Here is a 23,243-nt window from a genome sequence, read left to right as displayed (position 1 = left end):
TGTTCGCCCGTTCGTAGGAGTGATGTATGAGCGCCGACCACCCGCCCGGACTCGATCCCGACCGGCTGCGCGCGCTGCTCGACCGTGAGCGCCCCGGCCTGGTGACCGGCCCCCTGACCGGCCGGCTGATCGAGGGCGGACGGTCGAACCTCACCTACGCGGTGTCCGACGGCACCTCGAAGTGGGTCGTCCGCCGTCCGCCGCTCGGCCATGTGCTCGCCACCGCGCACGACATGCGGCGCGAGCACCGGGTGATCAGCGCCCTGCACCCGACCGACGTTCCGGTCCCGCGTCCGGTGCTGCTGTGCGAGGACGAGGAGGTGCTCGGGGCTCCGTTCTACGTCATGGAGTACGTCGAGGGCACCCCCTACCGCACGGCGGACCAGCTCGCCCCGCTCGGCCCCGAGCGCACCCGGGACGCGGTGCTGTCCCTGGTGGACACCCTCGTCGAGCTGCACGCGGTGGACCCCGCCGAGGTGGGGCTCGCGGACTTCGGCCGCCCCGAGGGCTTCCTGGACCGCCAACTGCGCCGCTGGGGCAAGCAGTTGGACGCCTCCCGCAACCGTGACCTCGCGGGCATCGACGAGTTGCACGCGGCGCTCGGCCGCTCGCTGCCCAACTCCCCCGCCCCGGCGGTCGTCCACGGCGACTACCGCCTGGACAACGTGCTGATCGGCACCGACGACCGGATCGAGGCCATCCTCGACTGGGAGATGTCCACGCTCGGCGATCCGCTGACCGACCTGGGCCTGCTGGTGATGTACAGCCAGCCGCTCGGCATGGCCGACTCCCCCGTCTCCACCACCGCCCAGGCGCCGGGCCACCCGTCCCCGCGCGAGCTGATCGAGCGGTACGCGGCACGCTCCGGGCGCGATGTCTCGGACGTCAACTGGTACACGGCGTTCGCCTGGTTCAAGCTCGCCGTGATCCTGGAGGGCATCCACTACCGGTACACCCTCGGCCAGACGGTCGGGCGCGGCTTCGACCGCATCGGCGACCTCGTACCCGTCTTCATCAACCATGGACTGACGACCCTTCAGGAAGGCTGACCGCACATGGACTTCGCGTTCGACGCGCGCACCGAGGAGCTGCGGGACCGCCTCCTCGCCTTCATGGACGAGTACGTGTACCCGGCCGAGCCGGTCGCCGAGGAGCAGCGGGCGCAGTTGGCCTCGCCGTGGGACACCCCGGCCGTGGTCGGGGAGTTGAAGGCCGAGGCCCGTAGGCAGGGGCTGTGGAACCTGTTCCTGCCCGACACCGAGTACGGCGCGGGGCTCACCAACCTGCAGTACGCGCCCCTCGCCGAAATCACCGGCCGTTCCCCGCACTTGGCGCCGCCCGCGACCAACTGCGCGGCCCCGGACACCGGGAACATGGAGGTGCTGGCGCAGTTCGGCACCGAGGCGCAGAAGAAGCAGTGGCTGGAGCCGCTGCTCGCCGGGGAGATCCGCTCGGCCTTCGCGATGACCGAGCCGGAGGTGGCCTCCTCGGACGCCACCAACATCACCACGCTGATCGAGCGGGACGGCGACGAGTACGTCATCACCGGCCGCAAGTGGTACATCTCCGGGGCGATGAACCCGGACTGCCAGATCTTCATCGTGATGGGCAAGACCGACCCGGACGGCGCGGACATCCGGCGTCAGCAGTCCATGGTGCTGGTCCCGCGTGACACGCCCGGCCTCACGGTGAAGCGGGCCATGCAGGTCTTCGGCTACGAGGACCACTCGCACGGCGGCCACGCCGAGGTCGTCTTCGACCAGGTGCGCGTGCCGGTGTCGAACCTGATCGGCGAGGAGGGCGGCGGCTTCGCCATCGCGCAGGCGCGGCTCGGCCCGGGCCGTATCCACCACTGCATGCGGCTGATCGGCATGGCCGAGCGGGCGATCGAGCTGATGTGCCGCCGGGCGGTGTCCCGTACGGCCTTCGGCAAGTCGCTGGCCCAGCAGGGCGTGGTCCAGAACTGGATCGCGGACGCCCGGGTGACGGTCGAGCAGCTGCGGCTGCTGGTGCTGAAGACGGCCTGGCTGATGGACACCGTCGGCAACAAGGGCGCCCACACCGAGATCCAGGCCATCAAGATCGCCACGCCTCGTGCGGTGGTGGAGATCCTGGACCGCGCGATCCAGTTGCACGGCGCGGGCGGGGTGAGCCAGGACTTCCCGCTGGCCGAGCTGTACGCGAGCGCGCGCACGCTGATGCTGGCGGACGGGCCCGACGAGGTGCACCAGCGGTCGCTGGCGCGGCGGGAGCTGAAGAAGTACCTGTAACAGGGTGTGCGGTAAGGGGCGTTCGCCATGGCGGACGCCCCTTACTCGTGCCTCTGCAGGACTCGTGCTTCTACGGGCGCAGCGCGCGCAGCAGCAGGTCCGCCAGGTGGTCGGCGACCTGCTGAGGCGTGAGTGGCCCCTCCGGGCGGTACCAGGTCGACAGGTGGTGGACCGAGCCGAAGTGGTAGTCCACGACGAGGTCGGCCGGGGTGGCCGTGGAGAAGACGCCCTCGCGCTGACCCTCTTCGATGAGCGCGCGGAAGCGTTCGTGGTAGCGGCGGCGCTCGGAGCGGACCTGCTTGTTCTTCTCCGGGCTCAGATGGTGCATGGAGCGGAAGAAGATCGCGGCGTCGTCCAGGTTGTCGATGGTGGTGACCACCACGTCGGCGGCGGCGGCGCGCAGCCGCTTCTCGACCGGCTCGTCCGCGTCCGCGAAGGTGTCCAGGCGCTCCTGCTGGAGGCGCAGCACGCGCGCGTACACCTCGTGCAGGAGGTCGTCCTTGGAGCCGAAGTAGTGGTAGAGCGCGCCCTTGGTGACGCCGGCCGCCTCCACGATCTCCTGGACCGAGGTGCGGTCGTAGCCCTGTTCGGCGAAGAGGCGGGTGGCGGCGTCCAGCAGCCGCCGGGGTACGGGCGTCCCGTCCCCGTCCGTGGTCCTGGGCACTGCCGCCACCTGCCTTTCCGTCGTCGTCGCCGACTGTCGTCGTCCTGGTCGCACGCGTGGGACGCGTGTCCCGCCGGAGGATCTTCCCATTACCGGCCCCGGACGGATGCCCCCGGTTCTCCGTCCGGGCCCGGGCGGGCCGTCAGCGGCCCTCCTCCCAGGTCCGCTGGACGCGGTTCATGCCCGCCAGCCAGCGGTCGGGGGTGGCGGCGCGCGCCTGGTAGTAGTCGGCGACCTCGGGGTGCGGGAGGATCAGGAAGCGGTCCTCGGCGATGCCCTTGAGGAGCGCGTCCGCGACGTCCTCCGGCTCGATGGCGGTCGGCTGGAGCACCAGGTCGCCCGCGCTGCCGGTGGCGGCGAGCATGTCGGTGCGCACGCCCTGCGGGCAGATGGCGTGGACCTTGACGCCCCGGTGCCGGTAGGTGAGCGACAGCCACTCGGCGAAGGCGAGCGCGCCGTGCTTGGTGACGCTGTAGGAGGGGGCGCCGATCATGGTGAGCAGTCCGGCGGCGGAGACGGTGGAGACGAACCGCCCTGTGCCCCGCTCCAGCCACTCGGGCAGCAGCGCGTGGGCGGCGCGGACGTGGGCCATCACGTTGACGTCCCAGGAGGTCTGCCAGGAGCGCTCGTCCAGCGGGCCCTCGGGCAGGGAGTCCTCGAAGGCGACGCCCGCGTTGGCGCAGTAGACGTCGATGGCGCCGCCGAGGGCCTCGCGCGCCTCCTCGACTATGGCGGAGGCGTCCCCGGGCACGGCGATCGCACCGATCTCCTCGGCCACCGCCTTGGCCTTCCCGGCGTCCAGGTCGTTGACGACCACCCGGGCGCCCTCGGCGGCGAACCGGCGGGCCAGCGCGGCCCCGATCCCTCCGCCCGCCCCGGTGACGACGACTGCGGTATCCCGCACAGCTTCCACGCTCGGTCTCCCTCGACACACGACACGGCTCGACACGGCTCGGCGTGGCGCGTTTCCGGCGCCACTCGCGCCAGACTAACCAGTCGGTATGCCAGGTGGAAGGGAAAACACGGACGGCCGCGGTCCGGCTCGTTCCCTGCGGCGCCGACCCGCGCTAGCGTCCCCGGGGCCACGCCCGCCGCACACCGCCCGAAGCCCACCGCTCGACCCGCACGTCACCCGCTCGTCCGCCGCGATCACGGAGGTCACCGCATGACGCTGTCCAGACGGAGCCTGCTCACCACCACCGCCACGGCCGCGGTCGCCGGGGTGGTCCCCGTCCCGGCGTCGACGGCCGGGGACGCGGGCGGAGGCGCGGGCGGGCTGCGCACGGGGTTCGAGCGGCTGGTCGCCGAGGGATACGCGCCGCTGGCGGGCCGCAAGGTCGGGATCGTCACCAACCCGACCGGGATCACCCGCGACGTCCGGCACGTCGTGGACGTGATGCACGCCGACCCGCGCGTACGCCTCACCGCCGTCTTCGGGCCCGAGCACGGGTTCCGGGGCACCGCGCAGGCAGGCGGCTCCGAGGGCCGCTACGACGACCCGGCGACCGGACTGCCGGTCTACGACACCTACTTGAAGAGCGGCGCCGGTCTGGCCGAGGTGTTCACCGCGTCCGGGGTGGACACGGTGGTCTTCGACATCCAGGACGTGGGTGCCCGCTTCTACACGTACATCTGGACGCTGTACGACTGCATGGAGGCGGCCGCGCTCGCGGGCAAACGGTTCATGGTCCTGGACCGCCCCAACCCGGTGACCGGCCGCTCGGCCCAAGGTCCGGTGCTGCACCAGGAGTTCGCGAGCTTCGTCGGACGGCGCCCGATCGCGCAGGCGCACGGGATGACGGCGGCCGAACTGGCCCTGCTGTTCAACGGGGAGTTCCTGGACCGGCCGGTGCCGCTGGAGACGGTGCGGATGACGGGGTGGCGGCGCTCGATGTGGTACGACGCGTGCGGGCTGCCCTGGGTGCCGCCGAGCCCCAACATGCCCACTCCGGATACTGCGTTGGTGTACTCCGGCACCTGTCTGTTCGAGGGCACGAACCTGTCCGAGGGGCGCGGCACCACCCGCCCCTTCGAACTCCTCGGCGCGGAGGGGATCGACGGCCGCTGGGCCCAGGCGGCGAACGAACTCCGGCTGCCCGGCGTGCGGTTCAGGGAGGCGTACTTCGCGCCCACCTTCTCCAAGTTCCAGGGGAAGACGGTGGGCGGGGTGCAGATCCATGTGCACGACCGGGCAGCGTACGACCCGGCGCGCACCGGGATCGGGCTGCTGGTGACGGCGCGGCGGGTGTGGACGGACTTCGCCTGGCGGCCGGACAACTGGATCGACAAGCTCACCGGTTCGGACCGGGTGCGCACGATGATCGACGCGGGCGCCGGAACCGACGAGGTGACCGCCGCCTGGCAGCCGGAGCTGGCGGCGTTCCGGAAGGCGCGCGGGAAGTATCTGCTCTACCGCTGAGCGACGGCCTCCAAGTCACCTGGGCAATCGGTGACTTGGAGGCCGTACGCCCGTCACCGGTGCGAGGTGTACTCCACGACCTGCTGGAAGGTCGGCCGGTTCTGCCAGCTGATCCTGCCGTGCTTGATGCCGCCGAGGGTGCGCTGTGCGATCGAGTCGGCGCACCACTGGTCCCCGGCCGAGCACTGGTCGTCGCCCGGGTAGACCTGGGCCGCGGTGCGCCCGGCCGCCTGCTTGAGGGTGCCGATCAGGGCGTCCCGGCAGGCGGTGAGGCTGCCGTCGCCGCAGTACGTCCGGGCGAGCGGGCCCTGTACGGACTCACCGAGGATGGCCCTGATGTCCTTGTCGACGTAGCTCCACCAGCCGTACTGGAAGGAGCTTCCGGCGTGCGAGCCGGTCGGGCCGTGTCCGGCCGAAGGTGCCTCGTCCACGGGCAGGTTGGCCGTGAACGCGGTGAACAGGTCGGTGCCGAGGCCGGGTTCGAACTCGGCCTTCACCAGCAGCGGCCACCAGGCGTCCAGGATGCGGATCGCGTCGGCGTCGGCGTACTTCTTCGAACCGGCCGAGGTCTCCGTGCGTTTGGCGCCCGCGTTCACCCACGCCTGGAGCTTGCTCACCGCCGAGGCGGCCGTACTGTCCGTCACCGGCGAGGAGTTGACCACCTTCAGGAGCTTGGGCAGCACGTCCTCGGCGCGCAGGTCGGCCAGGGCGGCGTCCGACATCGCCTGGACGAGCTTGGTGCGGGTCACCCCGCCTGCGGCGGCGAGCTTGCTCACCCGGTCCTCCAGGAGGTTGCCCCGGTGCACCGAGCCCTCGCCCCAGGGGGCGGCGGCGTAGTCCTTGGCCTGCTTGTTGTTCCAGGAGATGTAGTAGTCCTGGTCGATCGACTGCGGGTGGGTGGAGGCGGGGGTGTAGTCGGCGGTGTTGCCGGCCGGGTTCCAGCCGCGCCACTCGTAGTCGGGGCGGCCCCAGGCCGGGAACTCGCTGTCGACGCCGTCGGCGCGGACCGGGTTGTCACCGCTGTTGTAGTAGGCGGTGTGCCGGGAGTCGGCGTAGAACCAGTTGAAGGTGTAGTTGATGTGCTGGGCCGCCCTCTGGAAGTCCTCCGGGCCCTTGACGTAGTCGGGGTCGTTCAGCATCTGGAAGCCGATGATCGAGTCGGCCTCGTGGAGGTAGGAGGAGCGCAGCGTGGTGTAGGCGACCTTCTTGCCGCCGACGGTCGCGCGGTACTGCACGGGGCCGTACTTGGTGCGCCAGACGCGCAGGGTGTACGAACCGGCGGCGGTGCCGTCGGCCACGGTCGGCTTCCAGGCGTTCTTCTGTTCGAGCTGCTCCATGGCCGTGCAGGTGCCGCGGTACAGGTAGTGGTAGTCGTCCTGGCAGAGCTCGACCGCGTAGCTGTCGATGATGTCCTGGCCGGAGGTGGTCGCGCTCCAGGAGTAGTCCTGGCCCCGGCCGAGTTCGACGTACATGCTCAGGCCCGCGAAGGAGGCGCCGCGTGCGCTGATGCCGGGGCCCTGGATCTCCTGGAGCATGAGCAGTTGCGGGGCGAAGTAGCCGGTCTGCGGTCCGAAGACGGCGACGGGGTGGCCGCTGGCGGTGTGCGCGCCGCTGACGACCAGGGCGTTGGACATGCCGCGCTTCGCCGAGCCGAGGGTGGTCTTCGCGGCCGTGGTCGAGGCGGACTTGGCGCTCGCCGAGCCCGCGCTGCCGGTGCGGTCGTAGACCAGGGGTTCCTGCGTCACCGAGCCGGGGTCGGGCAGGGCCTCGCCCCTGGCGTCGGCGGGCCGGGTGCCGTAGGGGAAGCTCTGGCCGTCGTGGACGGTGAGGACGGCCTCGGGGTCGTTGCGCTCGCGGAAGGACTCCCAGACCCTGGTGCCCTCCGTGACGCCGTACTTGGACTGGGCGGCGAGCAGCGAGACGGCGTTGTCGACCTCGCCGCCCCCGCCGGAGCCGAACAGGGCGCCGACGACCGAGGCGAGCGCGACCAGGTCGGTGATCCTGAAGTGGTCGATGGTGCCCGCGTTGGTGATGGAGTCCTTGTGGCCGGTGAGGACGTACTCGCCGGGGAAGTAGCGGCCGCTGTCGGAGGCGTCGATGTAGGAGTTGATGCCGTCGAGGTAGGCGCCCGCGTCGGTGAGGGCCAGGCGGCCGCGGTCGCCGCCGCGGGCCACGGCGCTGTCGATCTGGGCCTGGAGATCGGCCTCGGTGTAGGGGGCCGCTCGGTAGAACTGCTGCTCGAGGCCCTGGTTGGCCAGGGCGCCGCCGGCGAAGGTGGTCAACTGGCCGCGTCCCACGTGCCGGAACAGGTCCATGAGCCACAGCCGGTCCTCGGCGGCCGCGTATCCGGCGCCGAACTCGGTGCCGTAGCGGGTGGTGCCGGTGATGTGCGGCACACCGGTCTTCTTGTCGCGCACGATCGTCACGTCGGCGCGTCCGGCGGGCTTCTCGGTGGAGGCGACCTGGTCGGCGGGGACGCCGAACGAGGAGTCGTTGAAGAAGGTGTTGATCTTCGTGTCGGTCAGGCTCTGGTAGCCGGTGGCCAGGTTGGCGTAGGGGCCGAGCTGGTCCTCTGCGTGGTCGGGCTGGGTGCCGAAGATCTGGTTGAGCAGGATCTGGGCGAGGGTGGCGTTGCCGTTCTCGCCGGGCGGCAGGATGTCGGAACACTGGCCGCCGCAGTAGTCGTTGGGGGCCGCGGCAGGGGTTCCGGCTGCCGCCGCCTGGGTGAGCGGGGAGAGAAGACCGGCGATCAGGACGCATATGGAGGCCGTCTTCAGGAACCCGGAAAGAGTGCGGGGAGTTCTCGCTCTGTCGGACAACGCGTTACGTGGGGTGCGCCGTGCCATGGCAGCTCCTCCCGACTGGGGGTGGGCCGGACGTTACCGGCGGTATCCCCGCGATGGAAGGTGAACATGCGTCAACTTCCGTGCTCTGCCCGGCCGATGGCCCGGCCGATGACTCGGTCGATGACTCGGCCGGCGGTCCGGACGGGGGCCGGGACGGTCAACCCGGGGCGCCTTATGGGAGGGCATCGGAAATCGGATGGAGCCGGATGGACCGGCGGCACGTCTATTCGGCAACGTCGCACACGAACGCCTTACGGCGACGCCGAGGTGACCGACGTGCGACACAGAGGTGACGGAGGTGCAGGGCGATGGCCGGATTCCGAAGTCTGGCGAGACAGGTGCGCGATCCGCGATGCGATCTGGCGCTGCGGCGCTATTCGCTGCGCAAGTGCCTGGAGCGGTTCGCTCCTTACGGGCACCGGGCGACCTGGGACCATCTGTGCTCCCGGGCCGGTTTCGGCCCGGAGGACCGCTCCCCGGACCCGGCGCGGCTCGTGGCCGCACTGGAGGAACTGGAGGAGGCGCGTGCGGTGTGGCTGGCCTACGAGGCCGAGTTCGCCGAGCGGCGCAGGAAGGAGAAGCACGACGGGCTGCGCAGGCCGGGCAGCGTGGACGACTGGCATCGGATGACCTGGGGCGGCTTCGGTGTCGCCTGGTGCGACGACCCGCGGCTGCACCCCCGTGAGCCGCTGGCCGAGGTACTGCGCCGTCTGATCACCGCGCTCGAACGGGAGCCGGGATCGGTCTGCCCGGTCTGCGCGGGCGACCGCCTCCTGTGGCGCTACGGCCTCGCCCACGCGCCGTCCTCCGGCCCGGTCTGCACGGACTGCGGCATCCTGGTCCCCCGCCCGGTCCTCACGCCGAGGGCACTGGCGGCGGCGCGGCGGGAACGGCTGCTGATGTCGGCGTGACGCTCCGCCGGTTCGGGGGGTGAGCCGCCTGGGCCGGTGGTGCGGATGCCCGAGGGGCGCGGGGGTGGGGGCTCGCGCGCCCCGCGTACGGCGTGTGGGCGGTGATGCAGAGGCTTGGCACGCCCCCGTGCGCCGCCCGGCCGGAGTTGCCGAGGCGGACCAGCGGCTCGGCCAGGGTCACATGACGCTTTCCGTACCAGGCGGGAAAGGTGATCCCCTTCATCACCGCCTCCACTTCGGCCGTGTCACGTCACCAGTGCCCTCAGCGGCGCTCCCGCATCAGCCGGGAGCCCGCCTGCTGTTCGCCCCGTTCGTCGTCGGGGTTGGACAGGACGCAGCTCTTCAGGGAGAGGCAGCCGCAGCCGATGCAGTCGGTGAGGTGGTCGCGGAGGCGGTTGAGCTGGGCGATGCGGTCGTCCAGTTCGGCGCGCCAGGCCTCGGAGAGGCGGGCCCAGTCCTCGCGGGTGGGGGTGCGCTCCTCGGGGAGTTCGGCGAGGGCCTCACGGATCGTGGCGAGGGGGATGCCGACGCGCTGGGCGGCCCGGATGAAGGCGACGCGGCGCAGGGTGTCGCGACAGTAGCGGCGCTGGTTGCCGGGGGTGCGCCGGCTGTGGATCAGACCCTTGGCCTCGTAGAAGTGCAGCGCGGAGACGGCGGCGCCGCTGCGCGCGGACAGCTGGCCGACGGTCAGCTCGTGGATCTTCTCGGGAATCCGGGACACTCCTCAGAGCCTACCGACCCGCCGCGCGGAGTCCGTTGACAGGCACCGTACACCCGACCATGCTAAGCAGTTGCTTAGAGATGTGAGCGAGACGCGAGCGAGAGGCCGGGAACATGGCAGAACCGAGGACCTTCACCTCCCCCGACGAGCTGAAGGCGGCCGTGGGCGAACAACTGGGCCACACCGACTGGCTGGAGGTCGACCAGAAGCGGATCGATCTGTTCGCCGAGGCCACCGGGGACCACCAGTGGATCCACGTCGACCCGGAGAAGGCCGCGGCAGGCCCGTTCGGGACGACCATCGCGCACGGCTACCTCACCCTCTCGCTGCTTCCCCTCTTCGGGCCGCAGCTCATCGCGGTCGAGGGCGTGAAGATGGGCGTCAACTACGGCACCAACAAGGTCCGCTTCCCGGCTCCCGTACCCGTCGGCTCCCGGCTGCGCGCCACCGGGACGATCACGAACGTGGAGGACGTGCCCGGCGGCGTCCAGGTGTCGCTCGCCTTCACCGTGGAGCGCGAGGGCGGCGAGAAGCCGGTGTGCGTGGCGGAGTCGGTGTCCCGGTACTACTTCTGACCGGCACGGCGGCCACGCCGTCGTACGGACCGCTCGCGGGCGGCGCGGGACGCACTCACCGCGCCCCCACCATCCGCAGCACCAGGTCGGCGTAGAGCGCGCCGACCTGCTCCGGGGTGCGCGGTCCGTCCACGTTGAACCAGCGGGCCACGTCGATGCAGAGCGAGAGCACCGCGAGGGTGGTGCCCTGCACGTCGGGCACGTCGAACTCGCCCGCGGCCACGCCGTCCTCGACGATCCCGCGCACCTCGGCGTCCACCTGGCGCCGCAGCGCGAGGATCTCGGCGCGCGCGTCGGGCGAGAGCGCGTCCAGTTCGTACTGCACGACCCGCGCGGTGGTGCGCCGCCCGGCGTGCCAGCGCACGAAGGAGCCGACCGCGTCGGCCAGGCGCTCGGTGGCGCTCCCCTCGCGCCGGGCGGCCGTGCGCATGATGTCCAGCGCCCTGTCGTGACCGAGCCGACTGATCCGGTGGAGCAGCTCTTCCTTGGTCTTGTAGTGGATGTAGAGCGCGGCCGGGCTCATGCCCGCGCGGCCCGCGATGTCGCGGGTCGTCGTCGCGTGGTAGCCGCGCTCGGCGAAGGCCTCCACGGCCGCGACGAGCAGGCGCCGGGCCGCGTCAGGGGTGACCTCGGCCCACGGCTCCATCTCGGCGCCGGCCGTCTCCTCCGCCGTACTCATCGCTCACTGGCCCCTCTCGCTGACAGGAGCACCACCATACCGCCGAAGGTGAGCGCCCGCTTAGCGCGACTGCCGGGGGTCGGGGGTCTTGCGGTACGGGTCGTGGGAGGTGAGGAGTTCCTCCATGCGGGCCTGGTCGACTCTGCTGACGATCTCCCCGGCCTCCTGCCGGTCCCGGATCACCTTGGCGAGGGTGAAGGCGGAGGTGACGAGGTAGAGGACGGCGATGGCGAGGAAGGCACGCACCCAGGCGTTGGCGTCGAGCCGGTAGATACCGATCGCGGTGGCCGTCATGGCGACGGCGAAGGAGGCGACGGCCTGTCCGTAGAAGGCGGCCGTACTCTGCTGCTTGACTGGTGTGTCGCTCATGGCACGAGTGTCGGCGGACGCGGCGCGGGCCACATCCGCCGACGTACTCAGTACGGATACTCAGAAAGCACCCTCACGACGGTCCCAGGGCCCTCAGAACGCCGAAACCCCGGTCAGCGCGCGCCCGATGAGCAGCTTCTGGATCTGGCTGGTGCCCTCGTAGAGGGTCATCACGCGGGCGTCGCGCAGGAGTTTGCCCGCCGGGTACTCGTCGATGTAGCCGTAACCCCCGAAGACCTGAAGGGCGTTGGAGGCGGCGCGCACGGCGGCCTCGGAGGCGAACAGCTTGGCCTTGGAGGACTCGGTGGCGAACGGCCGCCCCCGGTCGATCAGGTCCGCGACCCGCCAGGTCAGCAGCCGGGCCGCGTCCACGTCCACGGCGATGTCGCTGATCAGCTCCTGCACCAGCTGGTGCTGGGCGATGGGCTTCCCGAACTGCTCGCGTTCCCCGGCGTACGCCACGGCCGCGTCCAGGGCGGCCTGGGCTATGCCGACGCAGCCCGCCGCGACCGACATCCGCCCCTTGGCGAGCGCGGACATGGCGACGGAGAAGCCCTTGCCCTCGGGGCCGACCAGCGCGGAGGCGGGCACGCGCACGTCCTCGAGGACCAGCTCGGCGGTGGCCTGGCCGCGCAGACCGAGCTTGCCGTGGATGGCGCGGCGGGTGAGGCCGGGAGTGCCGGTGGGGACCAGGAAGGCGGAGACGCCCTTGTGGCCGGGGGCGTCGGTGGAGCGGGCGAAGAGCAGCACGACGTCGGCCCAGGTGCCGTTGGTGATGAACGTCTTGGCGCCGTTGATCACATAGTCGCCGCCGTCGCGTACGGCCCGGGTGGTGAGGTTGCCCGCGTCGGAGCCGGTGCCGGGCTCGGTGAGGCCGAAGCAGCCGAGGTACGCGCCGGAGGTGAGCCCCGGCAGCCAGCGCCGCTTCTGCTCCTCGTCGCCCCAGGCGGCGACCGACTTGGCGACCAGGCCGAGGGAGACGGAGACGATCCCGCGCACGGAGGAGTCGCCGCGCCCCAGTTCCTCGGTGACCAGGCAGTACGCGAGATGGTCACCGCCCGAGCCGCCGTACTCCTCGGGGACGGTGAGCCCGAGGAAGCCGACCTCGCCGAGCTTCTTCACGATGCCCCGGTCGACCTCCTCGGCGCGGTCCCACCCGGCCGCGTACGGGGTGACCTCGCGCGCGACGAAGTCCCGGGCCAGGCGGCGCGCGGCGGCCTGCTCCTCGCTCAGCTCCAGGTTCACCATGCGATCACCTCACCCCGGGCCGCACCGGGCCCGCGTTAAATTAGCAGTGCTAGTTTCTTGCGGCAGCCCTACTATGTGCGCCATGGCCCGACCGCGCAAGCCCCTCCTCAGCACCGACCGGATCGTCGCGGCGGCGCGGGAACTCGTGGACACCGAAGGGCTCGCGGCCGTCTCCACCCGGCGGCTCGCCGCCGAACTCGGCGTGAGCGGGCCCTCGCTCTACAACCACTTCCGCACCAAGGACGAGATCCTGGAGGCGGTCGCGGACTCGGTGAGCGCGCAGGTCGACCTGTCGATGTTCGAGGACGGCCGCCCCTGGCGGACCGCGCTGCGCGACTGGGCCGTCTCCTACCGCTCCGCCCTGCGCGACCACCCCAACATCGTCCCGGTCCTCGCCCGCGGCCCCGGCCGCCGCCCGGCCGCGCTGCGGCTGGCCGACGCGGTCTACGGCGCGATGGTGGACGCGGGCTGGCCCCCGGCGCAGGCCACCTCCATCGGCGCGCTGATGCGGTACTTCATCATGGGCTCCGCGCTGGGCTCCTTCGCCGGGGGCTTCGTGGACGACCAGAGCGCCTACGACCCGGCCGACTATCCCCATCTCGGGCAGGCCCACCTCCTCGCCGAGCAGCAGGAGAAGATCGACGAGCGGGCCTTCGAGACGGGGCTCGCGGCGCTCCTCGACGGGCTGGAGGGGCAGTTCGCGGGGGTGGGGCGGGCGGTCTGAATCCGCAGTGGCGTTCGTTCGGTGGGCGCCGAAGTGTCCGTCCTCCATGCTGGAACGCATGAACGCCAAGGACCCCCGGGCCCCCGGACTCGCCTCGCTCGCCGCGCTGATCGCGGACGAGACGCGGGCCGCGTGTCTGCTCGCCCTGCTGGACGGGCGGGCGTGGACCGCCGGCGAGCTGGCCCGGCACGCGGGCGTCGCCGCGTCCACGCTCAGCGAGCACCTGGGCAAGCTGGTCGCGGGCGGCCTCCTGGCCGAGGAACGCCAGGGGCGGCACCGGTACGTCCGGCTCGCCGGGCCCGAGGTGGCCCAGCTGCTGGAGGACCTGACCGCCCGGCTCCCCGCGGACGCGGTACGGCAACGGCCGCGCACGCTGCGGGAGTCGAGCGCCGGGGCCGCGATGGCGCGGGGGCGTACCTGCTACGACCATCTCGCCGGGCGGCTCGGCATCGCGCTCACGGACGGGCTGACCGCGCGGGGGCTGCTGCGCCAGGACACCGGGTTCGCCCTGACGGAGGCGGGAGTTGAGTGGTTCGGCGCGGCGGGCATCGAGCTGGACCGCTCCGGGCGGCGCCCGCTGGCCCGTTCCTGCCTCGACTGGACCGAGCGGCGGCCGCATCTCGCGGGGGCGGCGGGGGCGGGGTTGTGCCGGCACGCGCTGGAGTCGGGGTGGTGCGAGCGGATCGGGTCGGGGCGGGCGGTACGGGTGACTCCGTCGGGGGAGCGGATGATTTTTGAGTTGCTCGGGGTGTCGGTGGGGTGATGTCGTCGGTCGGGTGCGGGTCCGCTTGGGCTGATCGCGCCCGCGCGGCGGAGCCGCACATCGGCACAGCCCCGCGCCCCTTTGTTGGTTGCCGTGGGCTCCAAAAGTAGCCCTCCAGTGTCAGGAGCATGATGAACGTGTCCTCGTCCCGGTCCGTGCTGCCCACCGCGGCGGCCCTTGTCACCGTTCTGCTGTGGGCCTCCGCCTTCGTGGCGATCCGGGCCGCGGGGGACGCCTACTCGCCGGGGGCGCTGGCGCTCGGGCGGATGCTCGCGGGGAGTGTCGCGCTGGGCGCGCTGTGTCTCCTGCGGCGCGAGGGGTGGCCGCCGCGTGCCGCGTGGCGGGGCATCCTGATCTCCGGGGTGCTGTGGTTCGGGTTCTACATGGTGGTCCTCAACTGGGGCGAACGGCAGGTGGACGCCGGTACGGCCGCGCTCGTGGTGAACGTGGGCCCGCTGCTGATCGCCCTGCTCGGCGCCCGGCTGCTCGGTGATCCGATGCCGCCCCGGCTGCTCGCGGGGATGGCGGTGTCGTTCGCGGGTGCGGTGGTCGTGGGCCTCTCGATGTCGTCCGGGGGCGGCGGTTCCTCGGTGCTCGGCGTGGTGCTGTGCCTGCTCGCGGCGGTCGCCTACGCGGGCGGGGTGGTCTCGCAGAAGCCCGCGCTCGGGTCGGCCAGCGCCTTGCAGGTGACGACGTTCGGCTGCCTGGTCGGGGCCGTGTGCTGCCTGCCGTTCGCGGGTCAGCTGGTGACGGAGGCGTCCCGCGCGCCGCTCACCGCCACCCTCGACATGGTGTACCTGGGCGTCTTCCCGACCGCCCTCGCCTTCACCACCTGGGCCTACGCGCTGGCCCGTACGACCGCCTCGCGGATGGGCGCGACGACGTACGCCGTCCCGGCGCTGGTCGTGCTGCTGTCCTGGCTGGTGCTGGACGAGGTGCCGGGGCCGTTCACGCTGGTGGGCGGGGTGCTGTGCCTGGCGGGTGTGGCGGTGTCGCGGTCCAGGGCGCGGGCGCGGGTGGTACGGATCGAGGCCGCCGCCGGGCCGGAGGGAGAGCCGGTGGTGGAACCGGTGGCCGGTCCGGTGGCGGAGCAGGTGGCCGGTCCGGTGGTCGAGCGGCGGCCCGAGGAGGTCTGATCCGCCGAGGTCAGCCGGCGTCTTCGAAGAGCACCAGGGAGCGGCCGCCCTTGCCCGCGAGCATGTTCTCGAAGGCCGAGGGGATGCCGTCCAGGGTGATCCGTTCCGTCACCAGCGCCTTGAGGTCCAGCCTGCCTGCGCGGACGTGCTCGGCGAGGACCGGGAGGTCGCGGGCCGGGTCCGAGTCGCCGTAGACGCAGCCGGACAACGTCCGTCCCCAGTGGAAGAGTTCGAGGGCGTTGAAGGTGACCTGCTGGTCCTTGCCGCCGATGCCGACGACCGTGGTGCGGCCGCCGCGCCGGGTGGATTCCCAGGCGGCGCGGATGGCGGTGGCCACGCCCGCGCACTCCACGGCCGCGTCGACGCCCTCGCCTCCGGTGAGGGCGCGGATCTCGCGGGGCGTCTGCGGGGAGGCGAGGAGGAAGTCGGTGGCGCCCGCGCCACGCGCCAACTCCTCCTTTTCGGCGGAGACATCGACGGCGACGATCCGTTCCGCGCCCGCGATGCGTGCGGCCTGGAGCGCGGCGAGGCCGACGCCGCCGACCCCGAACACCGCGACGGACTCGCCGGGTTGGACGCGGGCGGAGTGACGGACCGCACCGTAGCCGGTGAGGACCGCGCAGCCGAGGAGGGCCGCGTCGGTGAGCGGGATGCCATCGGGCAGGGGCAGCGCGCAGGAGGCGGGGACGACCGTCTCCTCGGCGAACGCGCCCACGTTCAGGCCGGGATGGAGTGCGGTGCCGTCGACGGTGCGGGCGTGGACGGCGGCGGCGCCGTTGAGCGCGTTGCCGCACAGCCAGACCTCGCCGCGCGCACAGGCGGGGCAATTCCCGCAGGCGGGCGCCCAGTTGAGGACCACACGCGCGCCGGGTTCCAGATGGGTCACCCCCTCCCCCACGGCGACGACGGTTCCGGCGCCCTCGTGACCGAGGACCGCCGGGACGGGGACGCGCAGGGTGCCGTTGGCCAGGGAGAGGTCGGAGTGGCAGACCCCGGCGGCGGCGAGGCGTACCCGGACCTGGCCGGGGCCGGGTTCGGGCAGCTCGATGCCGGTGATCTCCAGGGGTTCACCGACGGCGGGCAGGACGGCGGCTCGTACGGCCATGGTCACCGACTTCCTCAGAACTGGAGGGACTTGGTCTGGAGGTACTCGGCCAGTCCGTACGCGCCGAGTTCCCTGCCGACCCCGGACTGCTTGTAACCGCCGAAGGGGGCAAGGGGGTTGAACCGGCCGCCGTTGATGTCGACCTGGCCGGTGCGCATCCGGCGGGCGAAGGCGGCGGCCTCCTCCTCGTCCCCGGCCCAGACGGCTCCGGCGAGGCCGTACACGGTGCCGTCCGCGATGCGCAGGGCGTCGTCCTCGTCGTCGTAGGGCAGCACGCAGAGGACCGGGCCGAAGATCTCCTCCTGGGCGACGGTCATGTCCGGGGTGACGTCCGCGAACACGGTCGGGCTGACGAAGTACCCCTGTTCGCGCGGGGATTCGGGGCCGCCCGCGACCAGCCGGGCGCCCTCGGCGACACCCTTCTCGATGTAGCCGCGCACCCGGTCGCGCTGGCGCTCGCTGACGACCGGGCCGATGCGGTCGCCGTACTTGGCGGCGGCGGCCGCGGCGAGCGTGACGGCCTCGTCGTACTGGTCGCGGTGGACCAGCATCCGGGTCCATGCGCTGCACGTCTGACCGGAGTTGGCCATCACGTTGGCGACGCCGACGTTGACCGCCTTGGCGAGGTCGGCGCTCGGCAGGATGACGTTGGCCGATTTGCCGCCGAGTTCCAGGGCGACGCGCTTGACGCCCGCTCCGGCCGCGGCGCCGATCCGGCGGCCGACCGCCGTGGAGCCGGTGAACGACACGAGGTCGACTCCGGGGTGTTCGGCGAGGGCCTGTCCGGCGACCGGGCCGAGGCCGGTGACGAGGTTGAACACCCCGGCGGGTACGCCCGCTTCGTGGACGGCCTCCGCGAAGAGCTGGGCGGTCAGCGGGGTGTTCTCGGCGGGCTTGAGGACGACCGCGCAGCCCGCGGCGAGCGCCGGGGCGACCTTGGCGACGATCTGATGGAGGGGGTAGTTCCAGGGGGTGATCGCGGCGACGACGCCCACGGGTTCGTGCAGGACGGTGGAGTTGCCGACCTTCTCCTCGAAGGAGTGGGTGGCGGCCAGGTCGGCGTAGGACCCGGCGACCACGACGGGCAGACCGGCCTGTACGGCGCGCGCGAAGTCCGGCGGGGCGCCCAGCTCGGCGGTGATCGTCTCGGTGAACTCGTCCGAGCGGGCTGCCAGGGCGTCCCGCAGGGCGGCGAGCCGGGCCGCGCGCTCGGCCGGGGGTGTGGCCGCCCAGCCGGGGAGCGCGGCGCGGGCGGCGCGTACGGCGGCGTCCACGTCCTGGGCGTCGCCCGCCGGGACGCGGCCGATGACCTGCTCGTCGGCCGGGTTGACCACCTCGATCACGTCCCGGCCGGTGGCGGGGCGCCAGGCGCCGTCGATGTAGAGATCGTCGTGTGCCTTCATGGCGTTCCTCCCGGCGGGTCCGGCGTGCGGCGTGTGGCGTGTGCTCCAGGGTGGTGCGGGGCGGCCCGGGAAACAAACTAGCGGCGCTAGTTTTCGGCCGCCAGGGGTTCCGGGGCGGTCACCGGGGTTCCGGGACGGCCACCCGGGTCAGCTCGACCGGTATGCCATTGAGCACGGCGTTGCCGGAGAGCGGGTCGAGCAGGGTGCCGTCGAGCAACTGGTTGACGTTGACGCCGGGTTGGGCTGCCGCGTGGTTCTGGCGAGTGCCGGGGCGGTCGTGGCCCCAGCCGTGCGGGAGGCTCACCACGCCGGGCCGGATGCCGTCGGTGATCTCGGCGGGCGCCGTCACTTCTCCCCCGGCGCCTTTCACTCGTACGGGCTCCCCGTCGCGCACGCCGAGCCGGGCCGCGTCCTCGGGGTGGAGGTGCAGGGTGCAGCGGTTGGTGCCGCCGGTGAGGGCGGGGAGGTTGTGCAGCCAGCTGTTGTTGGAGCGCAGATGACGACGGCCGACGAGGACCGGTCCGGCGGGCCGCTCGCGCAGGGCCTGCCGCAGCCGGGGCAGGTCGGCGGCGAGGGGAGCGGGCAGCAGCTCGACCTTGCCGCTGACCGTCTTGAGCGGCTGGGGCAGCCGGGGGCGGAGCGGGCCGAGGTCGATGCCGTGCGGGTGGGCGAGGAGCCGGGCGAGGGTGAGGCCGTCGGGGTCGGCGCCGAAGCCGTCGCCGTAGGGGCCGAGGCGCAGCATCAGGTCGAGGCGCCGCTCGGGGCCGTCGCCGCCGGTGAGGCGGGCGGCGAGTTCCTCCGGGTCCTGGCCGTGGACCGGGGAGTGGGGGTCCTTCACGGCCTTGGCGAGGGTCTGCTCGACGACCATGGCGTCCACCGAGCCGGGGTCGGCCTTCGGCATCCCGGTCGCGGCGAGGACGAGCCGGGCGTGGATCTCGGTCTCGGCCATCCGGCCCGGCTCCAGCGGGACGGCGGGGCGGCTGTAGCGGACCTGGTTGCGGACGGCGAGGGTGTTGAAGGCGAAGTCGTGGTGGGGGCTCTGCGCGGGCGGGGGCGGGGGCAGGACGACGTCGGCGTGGCGGGAGGTCTCGTTGAGGTAGGGGTCGACGGCGACCATGAAGTCCAGTGATTCCAGGGCCTTGTCGAGCCGGTCGCCGTCGGGGGCGGACAGCACCGGGTTGGCCGCGATCACGACGAGGGCGCGTACCGGTTCGCCCCGCTCGGTCGCGGTGTCGATCTCCTCGGCGAGCGCGGACAGCGGCAACTCACCCTTCGCCTCGGGGAGTTCTCGCACACGGGAGTGCCAGCGGCCGAGTGTGAAGCCGCGTCCGGGTCCGGCCGGGCGGGGGGTGCGGTCGGTGGCGGCCTGCGGGAAGAGGGCGCCGCCGGGCCGGTCGAGGTTGCCGGTGAGGGTGTTGAGGACGTCCACGAGCCAGCTGGCCAGGGTGCCGTGCGGGACGGTGCAGCTGCCGATGCGGGCGTAGACGGCGGCGGTCGGGGCGGCGGCGAGCTCGCGGGCGAGGGTGCGGATGAGAGCGGCGTCGACGTCGCAGGCGTCGGCGACCGCCTCGGGGGTGAAGTCTTCTATGGCCGCCCGGAGTTCGGGGAGTCCTTCGACATGTGCGGCGAGGTCGCCGAGGTCGGTCAGGCCCTCCTCGAACAGGGTGGTGGCCAGCGCGGCGAGCAGCAGGGCGTCGGTGCCGGGGCGTACGGCGATGTGCCGGTCGGCCAGGCGGGCGGTGCGGGTGCGGCGCGGGTCGATCACGGTGAGGTGTCCGCCGCGGGCGCGAAGTGCCTTGAGTTTTCCGGGGAAGTCGGGGGCGGTGCACAGACTCCCGTTGGACTCCAGGGGGTTGGCGCCGATCAGCAGCAGATGGTCGGTGTGGTCGAGGTCGGGCACGGGGATGGCGTTCGGGTCGCCGAAGAGCAGGCCGCTGGAGACGTGCTTGGGCATCTGGTCGACCGTGGAGGCCGTGAACACCGAGCGGGTGTGCAGCGCGCCGATCAGGAGGGACGGGTAGAGGCCGCCCGCCACGGTGTGGACGTTGGGGTTGCCGAGGACCACGCCGACCGCGTCGGACCCGTACCGCTCCGCGACCGGGCGGAGTCCGGCGGCGACGGCGTCGAAGGCTTCCTCCCAGGTCGCCTCGCGCAGCTCGCCGTTCACCCGGACCAGCGGGGTGCGCAGCCGGTCGGGGTCGGCGTCCAGGGCGCCGAAAGCAGCGCCCTTGGGGCAGATGAACCCCTTGCTGAAGACGTCCTCCCGGTCGCCCCGGGCGCCGGTGACGCGGGTGCCCTCGATGGTGAGGGTCAGTCCGCAAGTGGCCTCGCACAGAGGGCAGATACGCAGGGCGGTGCGGGACACGGGTCCTCCCGGAGGGTCGGCGGCGCTGCCTCCCGGGGCCTGGACTCGGGCCTGAACCTGGACCTGGCCGACGGGCTGGGGCGAGCATACCGACCGGTTGGCATGGTGGGGAGACCCGTGCGCGAGACCGGCCGGTTCAGTCCAGTACGCGGCTCAGATAGGCCCGCAGCAGTTCCCGCGTCTCGGCGATGATCGCGGCGTCGCCGCGCGGGTCCATCCGGAAGGCGAGCTGGACGAGGGTGTCGGCGCTCTCCACGGCCACCAGGAGAACCCGGCGCAGCTCGTCGTCCGGGGTGCGGCCCAGATGGCCGGAGAGCAGGTCGGTGAAGCGGTCCGCGACGCGGGTGTTGGGCGCGGACTGGCGGGTGCCGACCGGTATCTGGTTGCCGAAGTCGACGAGGCAGAAGCCGGGCGCGGTGCGCTTCATGCTCAGGTACTCGTCCAGGACGACGTCCATCGCCGCCCGCCAGTCGCCCTCGCGGGTCTCCTCCAGCCGTTCGGTGACGCGGTCGGTGTAGCGGTTGAGGTTGCGCAGGGCGAGGGCGCCGGCCATCTGGCGCTTGTTGCCGAAGAAGCGGTAGACGGAGCCGATGGGGACACCGGCGCGTTCGGCCACGGCACGGGTGCTCAGCGCGTCGTACCCGACCTCGTCGAGGAGCACGGCGCACGCGTCGAGGATTCGGGTCAGCCGTTCGGCGCTGCGCCGCTGGACGGGCGCGCGGCGGAGCGATGTCACATGGGGCACGGCCACATGATGCCCCGCCACAGGGTTCCGGCGAAGCGCGCCCCCTTGCGCCGGGGCTCGCTCATTCCTACGGTGCTACAGAGGAATGGGGCGGCCGATGGAGCGCGTCCCGGGCGCGAGGGAGCGATCATGGGCGCGGACGCGCGGAAGACCGCCGAGGCACTGTCGTATCTCACCGGGTTCGGCAACGAACACGCCTCGGAGGCGGTGCCGGGCGCTCTGCCCGAGGGCCGCAACGCGCCGCAGCGCGCGCCGTACGGCCTGTACGCCGAGCAGCTCAGCGGTACGGCGTTCACCGAGCCCCGGGCGCACAACCGGCGCTCCTGGCTGTACCGCATCCGCCCCTCGGCCGCGCACCCGGAGTTCACCCGCACCGGCAACGGCGCGATCCGCACCGCCCCCTTCACCGAGACGGTGCCCGATCCGAACCGGCTGCGCTGGAACCCGCTGCCCGAGCCGCCGGCCGGGACCGACTTCCTCGCGGGCCTGTGGACGCTGGGCGGCAACGGCGACGCGACCCAGCGCACCGGCATGGCCGTGCACCTCTACCACGCCAACTCCTCGATGGAGCGCGTCTTCTCGGACGCCGACGGGGAGCTGCTGATCGTGCCGGAACGGGGCGGGCTGCTGCTGCACACCGAGTTCGGGCGACTCCATGTGGAGCCCGCACAGGTGGCGCTCATCCCGCGCGGGGTGCGCTTCCGTGTGGAGCTACTGGACGACTCTGCCCGGGGTTATGTGTGCGAGAACTATGGTGCGCCGCTCCGACTGCCCGACCTCGGCCCCATCGGCGCCAACGGTCTGGCCAACCCGCGCGACTTCCGGGCGCCCGTCGCGGCATACGAGGACGAGACGGGTCCGGTGGAGGTAGTCAACAAGTTCTGCGGCAACCTCTGGACGGCCACGTACGACCACTCCCCGCTCGACGTGGTCGCCTGGCACGGCAACTATGTGCCGTACACCTATGACCTGCGCCGGTTCAATGTGATCGGCACCATCTCCTACGACCACCCGGACCCGTCGATCTTCACGGTCCTCACCTCGCCCTCGGACACACCGGGGCTCGCCGGGGTGGACTTCGTAGTGTTCGCGCCGCGCTGGCTGGTGGGCGAGGACACCTTCCGCCCGCCGTACTTCCACCGGAACGTGATGAGCGAGTACATGGGCTTGGTCGAGGGCGCGTACGACGCGAAGGCGGAGGGCTTCGTGCCGGGCGGCGGCTCACTGCACAACATGATGTCGGCACACGGTCCGGACCGGGAGACCTTCGAGAAGGCGAGCGCGGCGGAACTGCGGCCGCAGCGGATCGACGACGGCCTGGCCTTCATGTTCGAGACCCGCTGGCCGGTCACGCTCACCCCGCACGCGGCCGGTGCCGACCATCTCCAGCCGCGCTACGACGATGTGTGGCAGGGCCTGGAGCGGCACTTCAGGGCGCCCTGACCGCTCCATTGCGCTGATCCTCTCCGACAGGTACGGATAGCCGCGTGACCTCTTTCGCTCCGGATTCGATCGTCCTGAACCGCAAGCTGCCGCTCTGGTACCAGGTGTCGCAGTCCCTGCGCGCCTCCATCCTCGGCCGCTCGCCCCAGGACCCGCTGCGCCTGCCCACCGAGGAGGACCTGGCGCGGCACTACGGCGTGAGCGTGCTGACCATGCGCCAGGCCCTCAAGGAGCTGGAGGACGAGGGCCTGATCAGCCGCCACCGCCGCCGCGGCACCTTCATCGAACCCGACGCCCGGCGCGGGGCCCCGGTACGGCTCCTGGGTTCGGTCGACGCGATCGTCGCCCAGCAGTCCGGCATGACCAGCGAACTCCTCGACCACGGTCACGTCCCCGTCCCGACGGCCCTCACCGAGTACTTCCCCGACCTCACCGAGGTCGCCGTCTACCACCGCCTGCGCGGCGACGAGAGCACCGGCGAACCCACCAATCACGCCGTCAACCATGTTCGCCCCGAGCTGGCCGCGCGCATCGACCCCGCCGACCTCACCCGCCGGCCGATGACGAAGGTGCTGCGGGACGTGGTGGGGGCGGGCATCAGCCGCATCACGGACACGGTGGAGGCGCGGCTCGCCGAACCGGAGACGGCTCGGCTGCTCCAAGTGCCTCTGCTGAGCCCGATCTTGCACTACACGGGGATCACGTACGGCTCGGACGGGCGGGTACTGGACGTGGCGGTGATCCAGTATCGGGGGGATCGGTTCTCGTTCACGGTGACGCTGGATGCGACGTGAGGGCCGGGCCGGGGGCGGGATCGGTGTGAGCGGGCGCGGCTTCGGGTGCGCGCACGGGCGCGA

21 protein-coding genes are annotated in these 23,243 nt (G+C 72.2%); 10 read left to right on the top strand and 11 right to left on the bottom strand.

Going from position 1 to position 23,243, the window contains the following annotated elements:
* Positions 1 to 26: 26 nt before the first annotated feature.
* Complete coding sequence (locus AB0E91_RS16795; RefSeq protein WP_361781605.1) at positions 27 to 1,049, top strand: phosphotransferase family protein; 1,023 nt, start codon at positions 27 to 29, stop codon at positions 1,047 to 1,049.
* A gap of 6 nt (positions 1,050 to 1,055) precedes the next feature.
* On the top strand, positions 1,056 to 2,270 hold the full coding sequence (locus AB0E91_RS16790) for an acyl-CoA dehydrogenase family protein (RefSeq protein WP_361781602.1): 1,215 nt from the start codon (positions 1,056 to 1,058) through the stop codon (positions 2,268 to 2,270).
* A 70-nt stretch (positions 2,271 to 2,340) separates the two neighbouring features.
* Here AB0E91_RS16790 and AB0E91_RS16785 read toward each other — a convergent pair whose 3' ends face one another.
* Both AB0E91_RS16785 and AB0E91_RS16780 read right to left on the bottom strand, forming a co-directional pair.
* Positions 2,341 to 2,934 carry a TetR/AcrR family transcriptional regulator gene (locus AB0E91_RS16785; protein ID WP_361781599.1) on the bottom strand — a complete coding sequence of 198 codons (594 nt, stop codon included), beginning with the start codon at positions 2,932 to 2,934 and terminating at the stop codon, positions 2,341 to 2,343.
* A 142-nt stretch (positions 2,935 to 3,076) separates the two neighbouring features.
* The gene (locus AB0E91_RS16780; protein ID WP_361781596.1) at positions 3,077 to 3,847 is read right to left on the bottom strand and encodes an SDR family oxidoreductase; all 771 of its coding nucleotides are present in this window, start codon (positions 3,845 to 3,847) and stop codon (positions 3,077 to 3,079) included.
* 252 nt (positions 3,848 to 4,099) lie between these two features.
* Here AB0E91_RS16780 and AB0E91_RS16775 point away from each other — a divergent pair, with 252 nt between their 5' ends.
* Entirely contained in the window at positions 4,100 to 5,353 is a 1,254-nt protein-coding gene (locus AB0E91_RS16775; protein WP_361781593.1) for a DUF1343 domain-containing protein, read from the top strand.
* A gap of 53 nt (positions 5,354 to 5,406) precedes the next feature.
* On the opposite strand, the gene AB0E91_RS16770 is transcribed toward AB0E91_RS16775, so the two are convergent.
* The gene (locus AB0E91_RS16770; protein ID WP_361781590.1) at positions 5,407 to 8,199 is read right to left on the bottom strand and encodes a penicillin acylase family protein; all 2,793 of its coding nucleotides are present in this window, start codon (positions 8,197 to 8,199) and stop codon (positions 5,407 to 5,409) included.
* A 308-nt stretch (positions 8,200 to 8,507) separates the two neighbouring features.
* Between AB0E91_RS16770 and AB0E91_RS16765 the strand changes: the two genes are divergently transcribed.
* Entirely contained in the window at positions 8,508 to 9,110 is a 603-nt protein-coding gene (locus AB0E91_RS16765) for a hypothetical protein (RefSeq protein WP_361115012.1), read from the top strand.
* A 262-nt stretch (positions 9,111 to 9,372) separates the two neighbouring features.
* Here AB0E91_RS16765 and soxR read toward each other — a convergent pair whose 3' ends face one another.
* Positions 9,373 to 9,831, bottom strand: coding sequence for a redox-sensitive transcriptional activator SoxR (gene soxR / locus AB0E91_RS16760; protein ID WP_361781586.1), 459 nt, complete (start codon positions 9,829 to 9,831; stop codon positions 9,373 to 9,375).
* 113 nt (positions 9,832 to 9,944) lie between these two features.
* Between soxR and AB0E91_RS16755 the strand changes: the two genes are divergently transcribed.
* A complete protein-coding gene (locus AB0E91_RS16755) occupies positions 9,945 to 10,406 on the top strand; it encodes a MaoC family dehydratase (protein WP_361781583.1) in 462 nt (153 codons plus the stop codon).
* Between the two features lie 55 nt (positions 10,407 to 10,461).
* Here the strand turns inward: AB0E91_RS16755 and AB0E91_RS16750 are convergent, their stop codons facing one another.
* The 3 genes from AB0E91_RS16750 to AB0E91_RS16740 all read right to left on the bottom strand — a co-directional run bounded on the left by AB0E91_RS16750 (position 10,462) and on the right by AB0E91_RS16740 (position 12,699).
* Positions 10,462 to 11,085 (bottom strand): TetR/AcrR family transcriptional regulator, encoded by a 624-nt coding sequence (locus tag AB0E91_RS16750; protein WP_361781580.1) that lies wholly within the window; start codon positions 11,083 to 11,085, stop codon positions 10,462 to 10,464.
* 60 nt (positions 11,086 to 11,145) lie between these two features.
* On the bottom strand, positions 11,146 to 11,454 hold the full coding sequence (locus AB0E91_RS16745) for a YiaA/YiaB family inner membrane protein (protein ID WP_361781577.1): 309 nt from the start codon (positions 11,452 to 11,454) through the stop codon (positions 11,146 to 11,148).
* A gap of 93 nt (positions 11,455 to 11,547) precedes the next feature.
* Positions 11,548 to 12,699, bottom strand: coding sequence for an acyl-CoA dehydrogenase family protein (locus tag AB0E91_RS16740; protein ID WP_361782440.1), 1,152 nt, complete (start codon positions 12,697 to 12,699; stop codon positions 11,548 to 11,550).
* An 85-nt stretch (positions 12,700 to 12,784) separates the two neighbouring features.
* Here AB0E91_RS16740 and AB0E91_RS16735 point away from each other — a divergent pair, with 85 nt between their 5' ends.
* The 3 genes from AB0E91_RS16735 (at position 12,785) to AB0E91_RS16725 (ending at position 15,325) form a co-directional block, all read left to right on the top strand.
* Entirely contained in the window at positions 12,785 to 13,426 is a 642-nt protein-coding gene (locus AB0E91_RS16735; protein WP_361781574.1) for a TetR/AcrR family transcriptional regulator, read from the top strand.
* 58 nt (positions 13,427 to 13,484) lie between these two features.
* Complete coding sequence (locus tag AB0E91_RS16730) at positions 13,485 to 14,189, top strand: winged helix-turn-helix domain-containing protein (protein WP_361781571.1); 705 nt, start codon at positions 13,485 to 13,487, stop codon at positions 14,187 to 14,189.
* 131 nt (positions 14,190 to 14,320) lie between these two features.
* Positions 14,321 to 15,325 carry a DMT family transporter gene (locus AB0E91_RS16725; protein WP_361782437.1) on the top strand — a complete coding sequence of 335 codons (1,005 nt, stop codon included), beginning with the start codon at positions 14,321 to 14,323 and terminating at the stop codon, positions 15,323 to 15,325.
* A gap of 10 nt (positions 15,326 to 15,335) precedes the next feature.
* On the opposite strand, the gene AB0E91_RS16720 is transcribed toward AB0E91_RS16725, so the two are convergent.
* The 4 genes from AB0E91_RS16720 to AB0E91_RS16705 form a co-directional block, all read right to left on the bottom strand.
* On the bottom strand, positions 15,336 to 16,430 hold the full coding sequence (locus tag AB0E91_RS16720; protein WP_361781568.1) for a Zn-dependent alcohol dehydrogenase: 1,095 nt from the start codon (positions 16,428 to 16,430) through the stop codon (positions 15,336 to 15,338).
* 14 nt (positions 16,431 to 16,444) lie between these two features.
* Positions 16,445 to 17,833, bottom strand: coding sequence for an aldehyde dehydrogenase family protein (locus tag AB0E91_RS16715; protein WP_361781565.1), 1,389 nt, complete (start codon positions 17,831 to 17,833; stop codon positions 16,445 to 16,447).
* 118 nt (positions 17,834 to 17,951) lie between these two features.
* The gene (locus AB0E91_RS16710; protein WP_361781562.1) at positions 17,952 to 20,198 is read right to left on the bottom strand and encodes a molybdopterin oxidoreductase family protein; all 2,247 of its coding nucleotides are present in this window, start codon (positions 20,196 to 20,198) and stop codon (positions 17,952 to 17,954) included.
* A 136-nt stretch (positions 20,199 to 20,334) separates the two neighbouring features.
* A complete protein-coding gene (locus AB0E91_RS16705; RefSeq protein ID WP_361781559.1) occupies positions 20,335 to 20,949 on the bottom strand; it encodes a TetR/AcrR family transcriptional regulator in 615 nt (204 codons plus the stop codon).
* A 123-nt stretch (positions 20,950 to 21,072) separates the two neighbouring features.
* Between AB0E91_RS16705 and hmgA the strand changes: the two genes are divergently transcribed.
* A complete protein-coding gene (gene hmgA / locus AB0E91_RS16700; protein WP_361781556.1) occupies positions 21,073 to 22,386 on the top strand; it encodes a homogentisate 1,2-dioxygenase in 1,314 nt (437 codons plus the stop codon).
* 44 nt (positions 22,387 to 22,430) lie between these two features.
* Positions 22,431 to 23,180 (top strand): GntR family transcriptional regulator, encoded by a 750-nt coding sequence (locus tag AB0E91_RS16695; RefSeq protein ID WP_361781553.1) that lies wholly within the window; start codon positions 22,431 to 22,433, stop codon positions 23,178 to 23,180.
* Positions 23,181 to 23,243: the final 63 nt, after the last annotated feature.

This window comes from Streptomyces sp. NPDC026659 (genome assembly GCF_040638245.1).
Classification (GTDB): Bacteria; Actinomycetota; Actinomycetes; order Streptomycetales; family Streptomycetaceae; genus Streptomyces.
Note: the sequence above shows the minus strand (reverse complement) of the source record. Positions and strands in the feature narration are given on the sequence as shown.

Excerpts from the sequence above, each read along its gene's own strand:
- AB0E91_RS16750 (WP_361781580.1), bottom strand. The coding sequence starts at position 11,085 with ATGAGTACGGCGGAGGAGACGGCCGGCGCCGAGATGGAGCCGTGGGCC.
- AB0E91_RS16720 (WP_361781568.1), bottom strand. The coding sequence starts at position 16,430 with ATGGCCGTACGAGCCGCCGTCCTGCCCGCCGTCGGTGAACCCCTGGAG.
- AB0E91_RS16730 (WP_361781571.1), top strand. The coding sequence starts at position 13,485 with ATGAACGCCAAGGACCCCCGGGCCCCCGGACTCGCCTCGCTCGCCGCG.
- AB0E91_RS16715 (WP_361781565.1), bottom strand. The coding sequence starts at position 17,833 with ATGAAGGCACACGACGATCTCTACATCGACGGCGCCTGGCGCCCCGCC.
- hmgA (WP_361781556.1), top strand. The coding sequence starts at position 21,073 with ATGGGCGCGGACGCGCGGAAGACCGCCGAGGCACTGTCGTATCTCACC.
- AB0E91_RS16725 (WP_361782437.1), top strand. The coding sequence starts at position 14,321 with ATGAACGTGTCCTCGTCCCGGTCCGTGCTGCCCACCGCGGCGGCCCTT.
- AB0E91_RS16770 (WP_361781590.1), bottom strand. The coding sequence starts at position 8,199 with ATGGCACGGCGCACCCCACGTAACGCGTTGTCCGACAGAGCGAGAACT.
- AB0E91_RS16795 (WP_361781605.1), top strand. The coding sequence starts at position 27 with ATGAGCGCCGACCACCCGCCCGGACTCGATCCCGACCGGCTGCGCGCG.
- AB0E91_RS16755 (WP_361781583.1), top strand. The coding sequence starts at position 9,945 with ATGGCAGAACCGAGGACCTTCACCTCCCCCGACGAGCTGAAGGCGGCC.
- AB0E91_RS16765 (WP_361115012.1), top strand. The coding sequence starts at position 8,508 with ATGGCCGGATTCCGAAGTCTGGCGAGACAGGTGCGCGATCCGCGATGC.
- AB0E91_RS16775 (WP_361781593.1), top strand. The coding sequence starts at position 4,100 with ATGACGCTGTCCAGACGGAGCCTGCTCACCACCACCGCCACGGCCGCG.
- AB0E91_RS16735 (WP_361781574.1), top strand. The coding sequence starts at position 12,785 with ATGGCCCGACCGCGCAAGCCCCTCCTCAGCACCGACCGGATCGTCGCG.
- AB0E91_RS16790 (WP_361781602.1), top strand. The coding sequence starts at position 1,056 with ATGGACTTCGCGTTCGACGCGCGCACCGAGGAGCTGCGGGACCGCCTC.
- AB0E91_RS16745 (WP_361781577.1), bottom strand. The coding sequence starts at position 11,454 with ATGAGCGACACACCAGTCAAGCAGCAGAGTACGGCCGCCTTCTACGGA.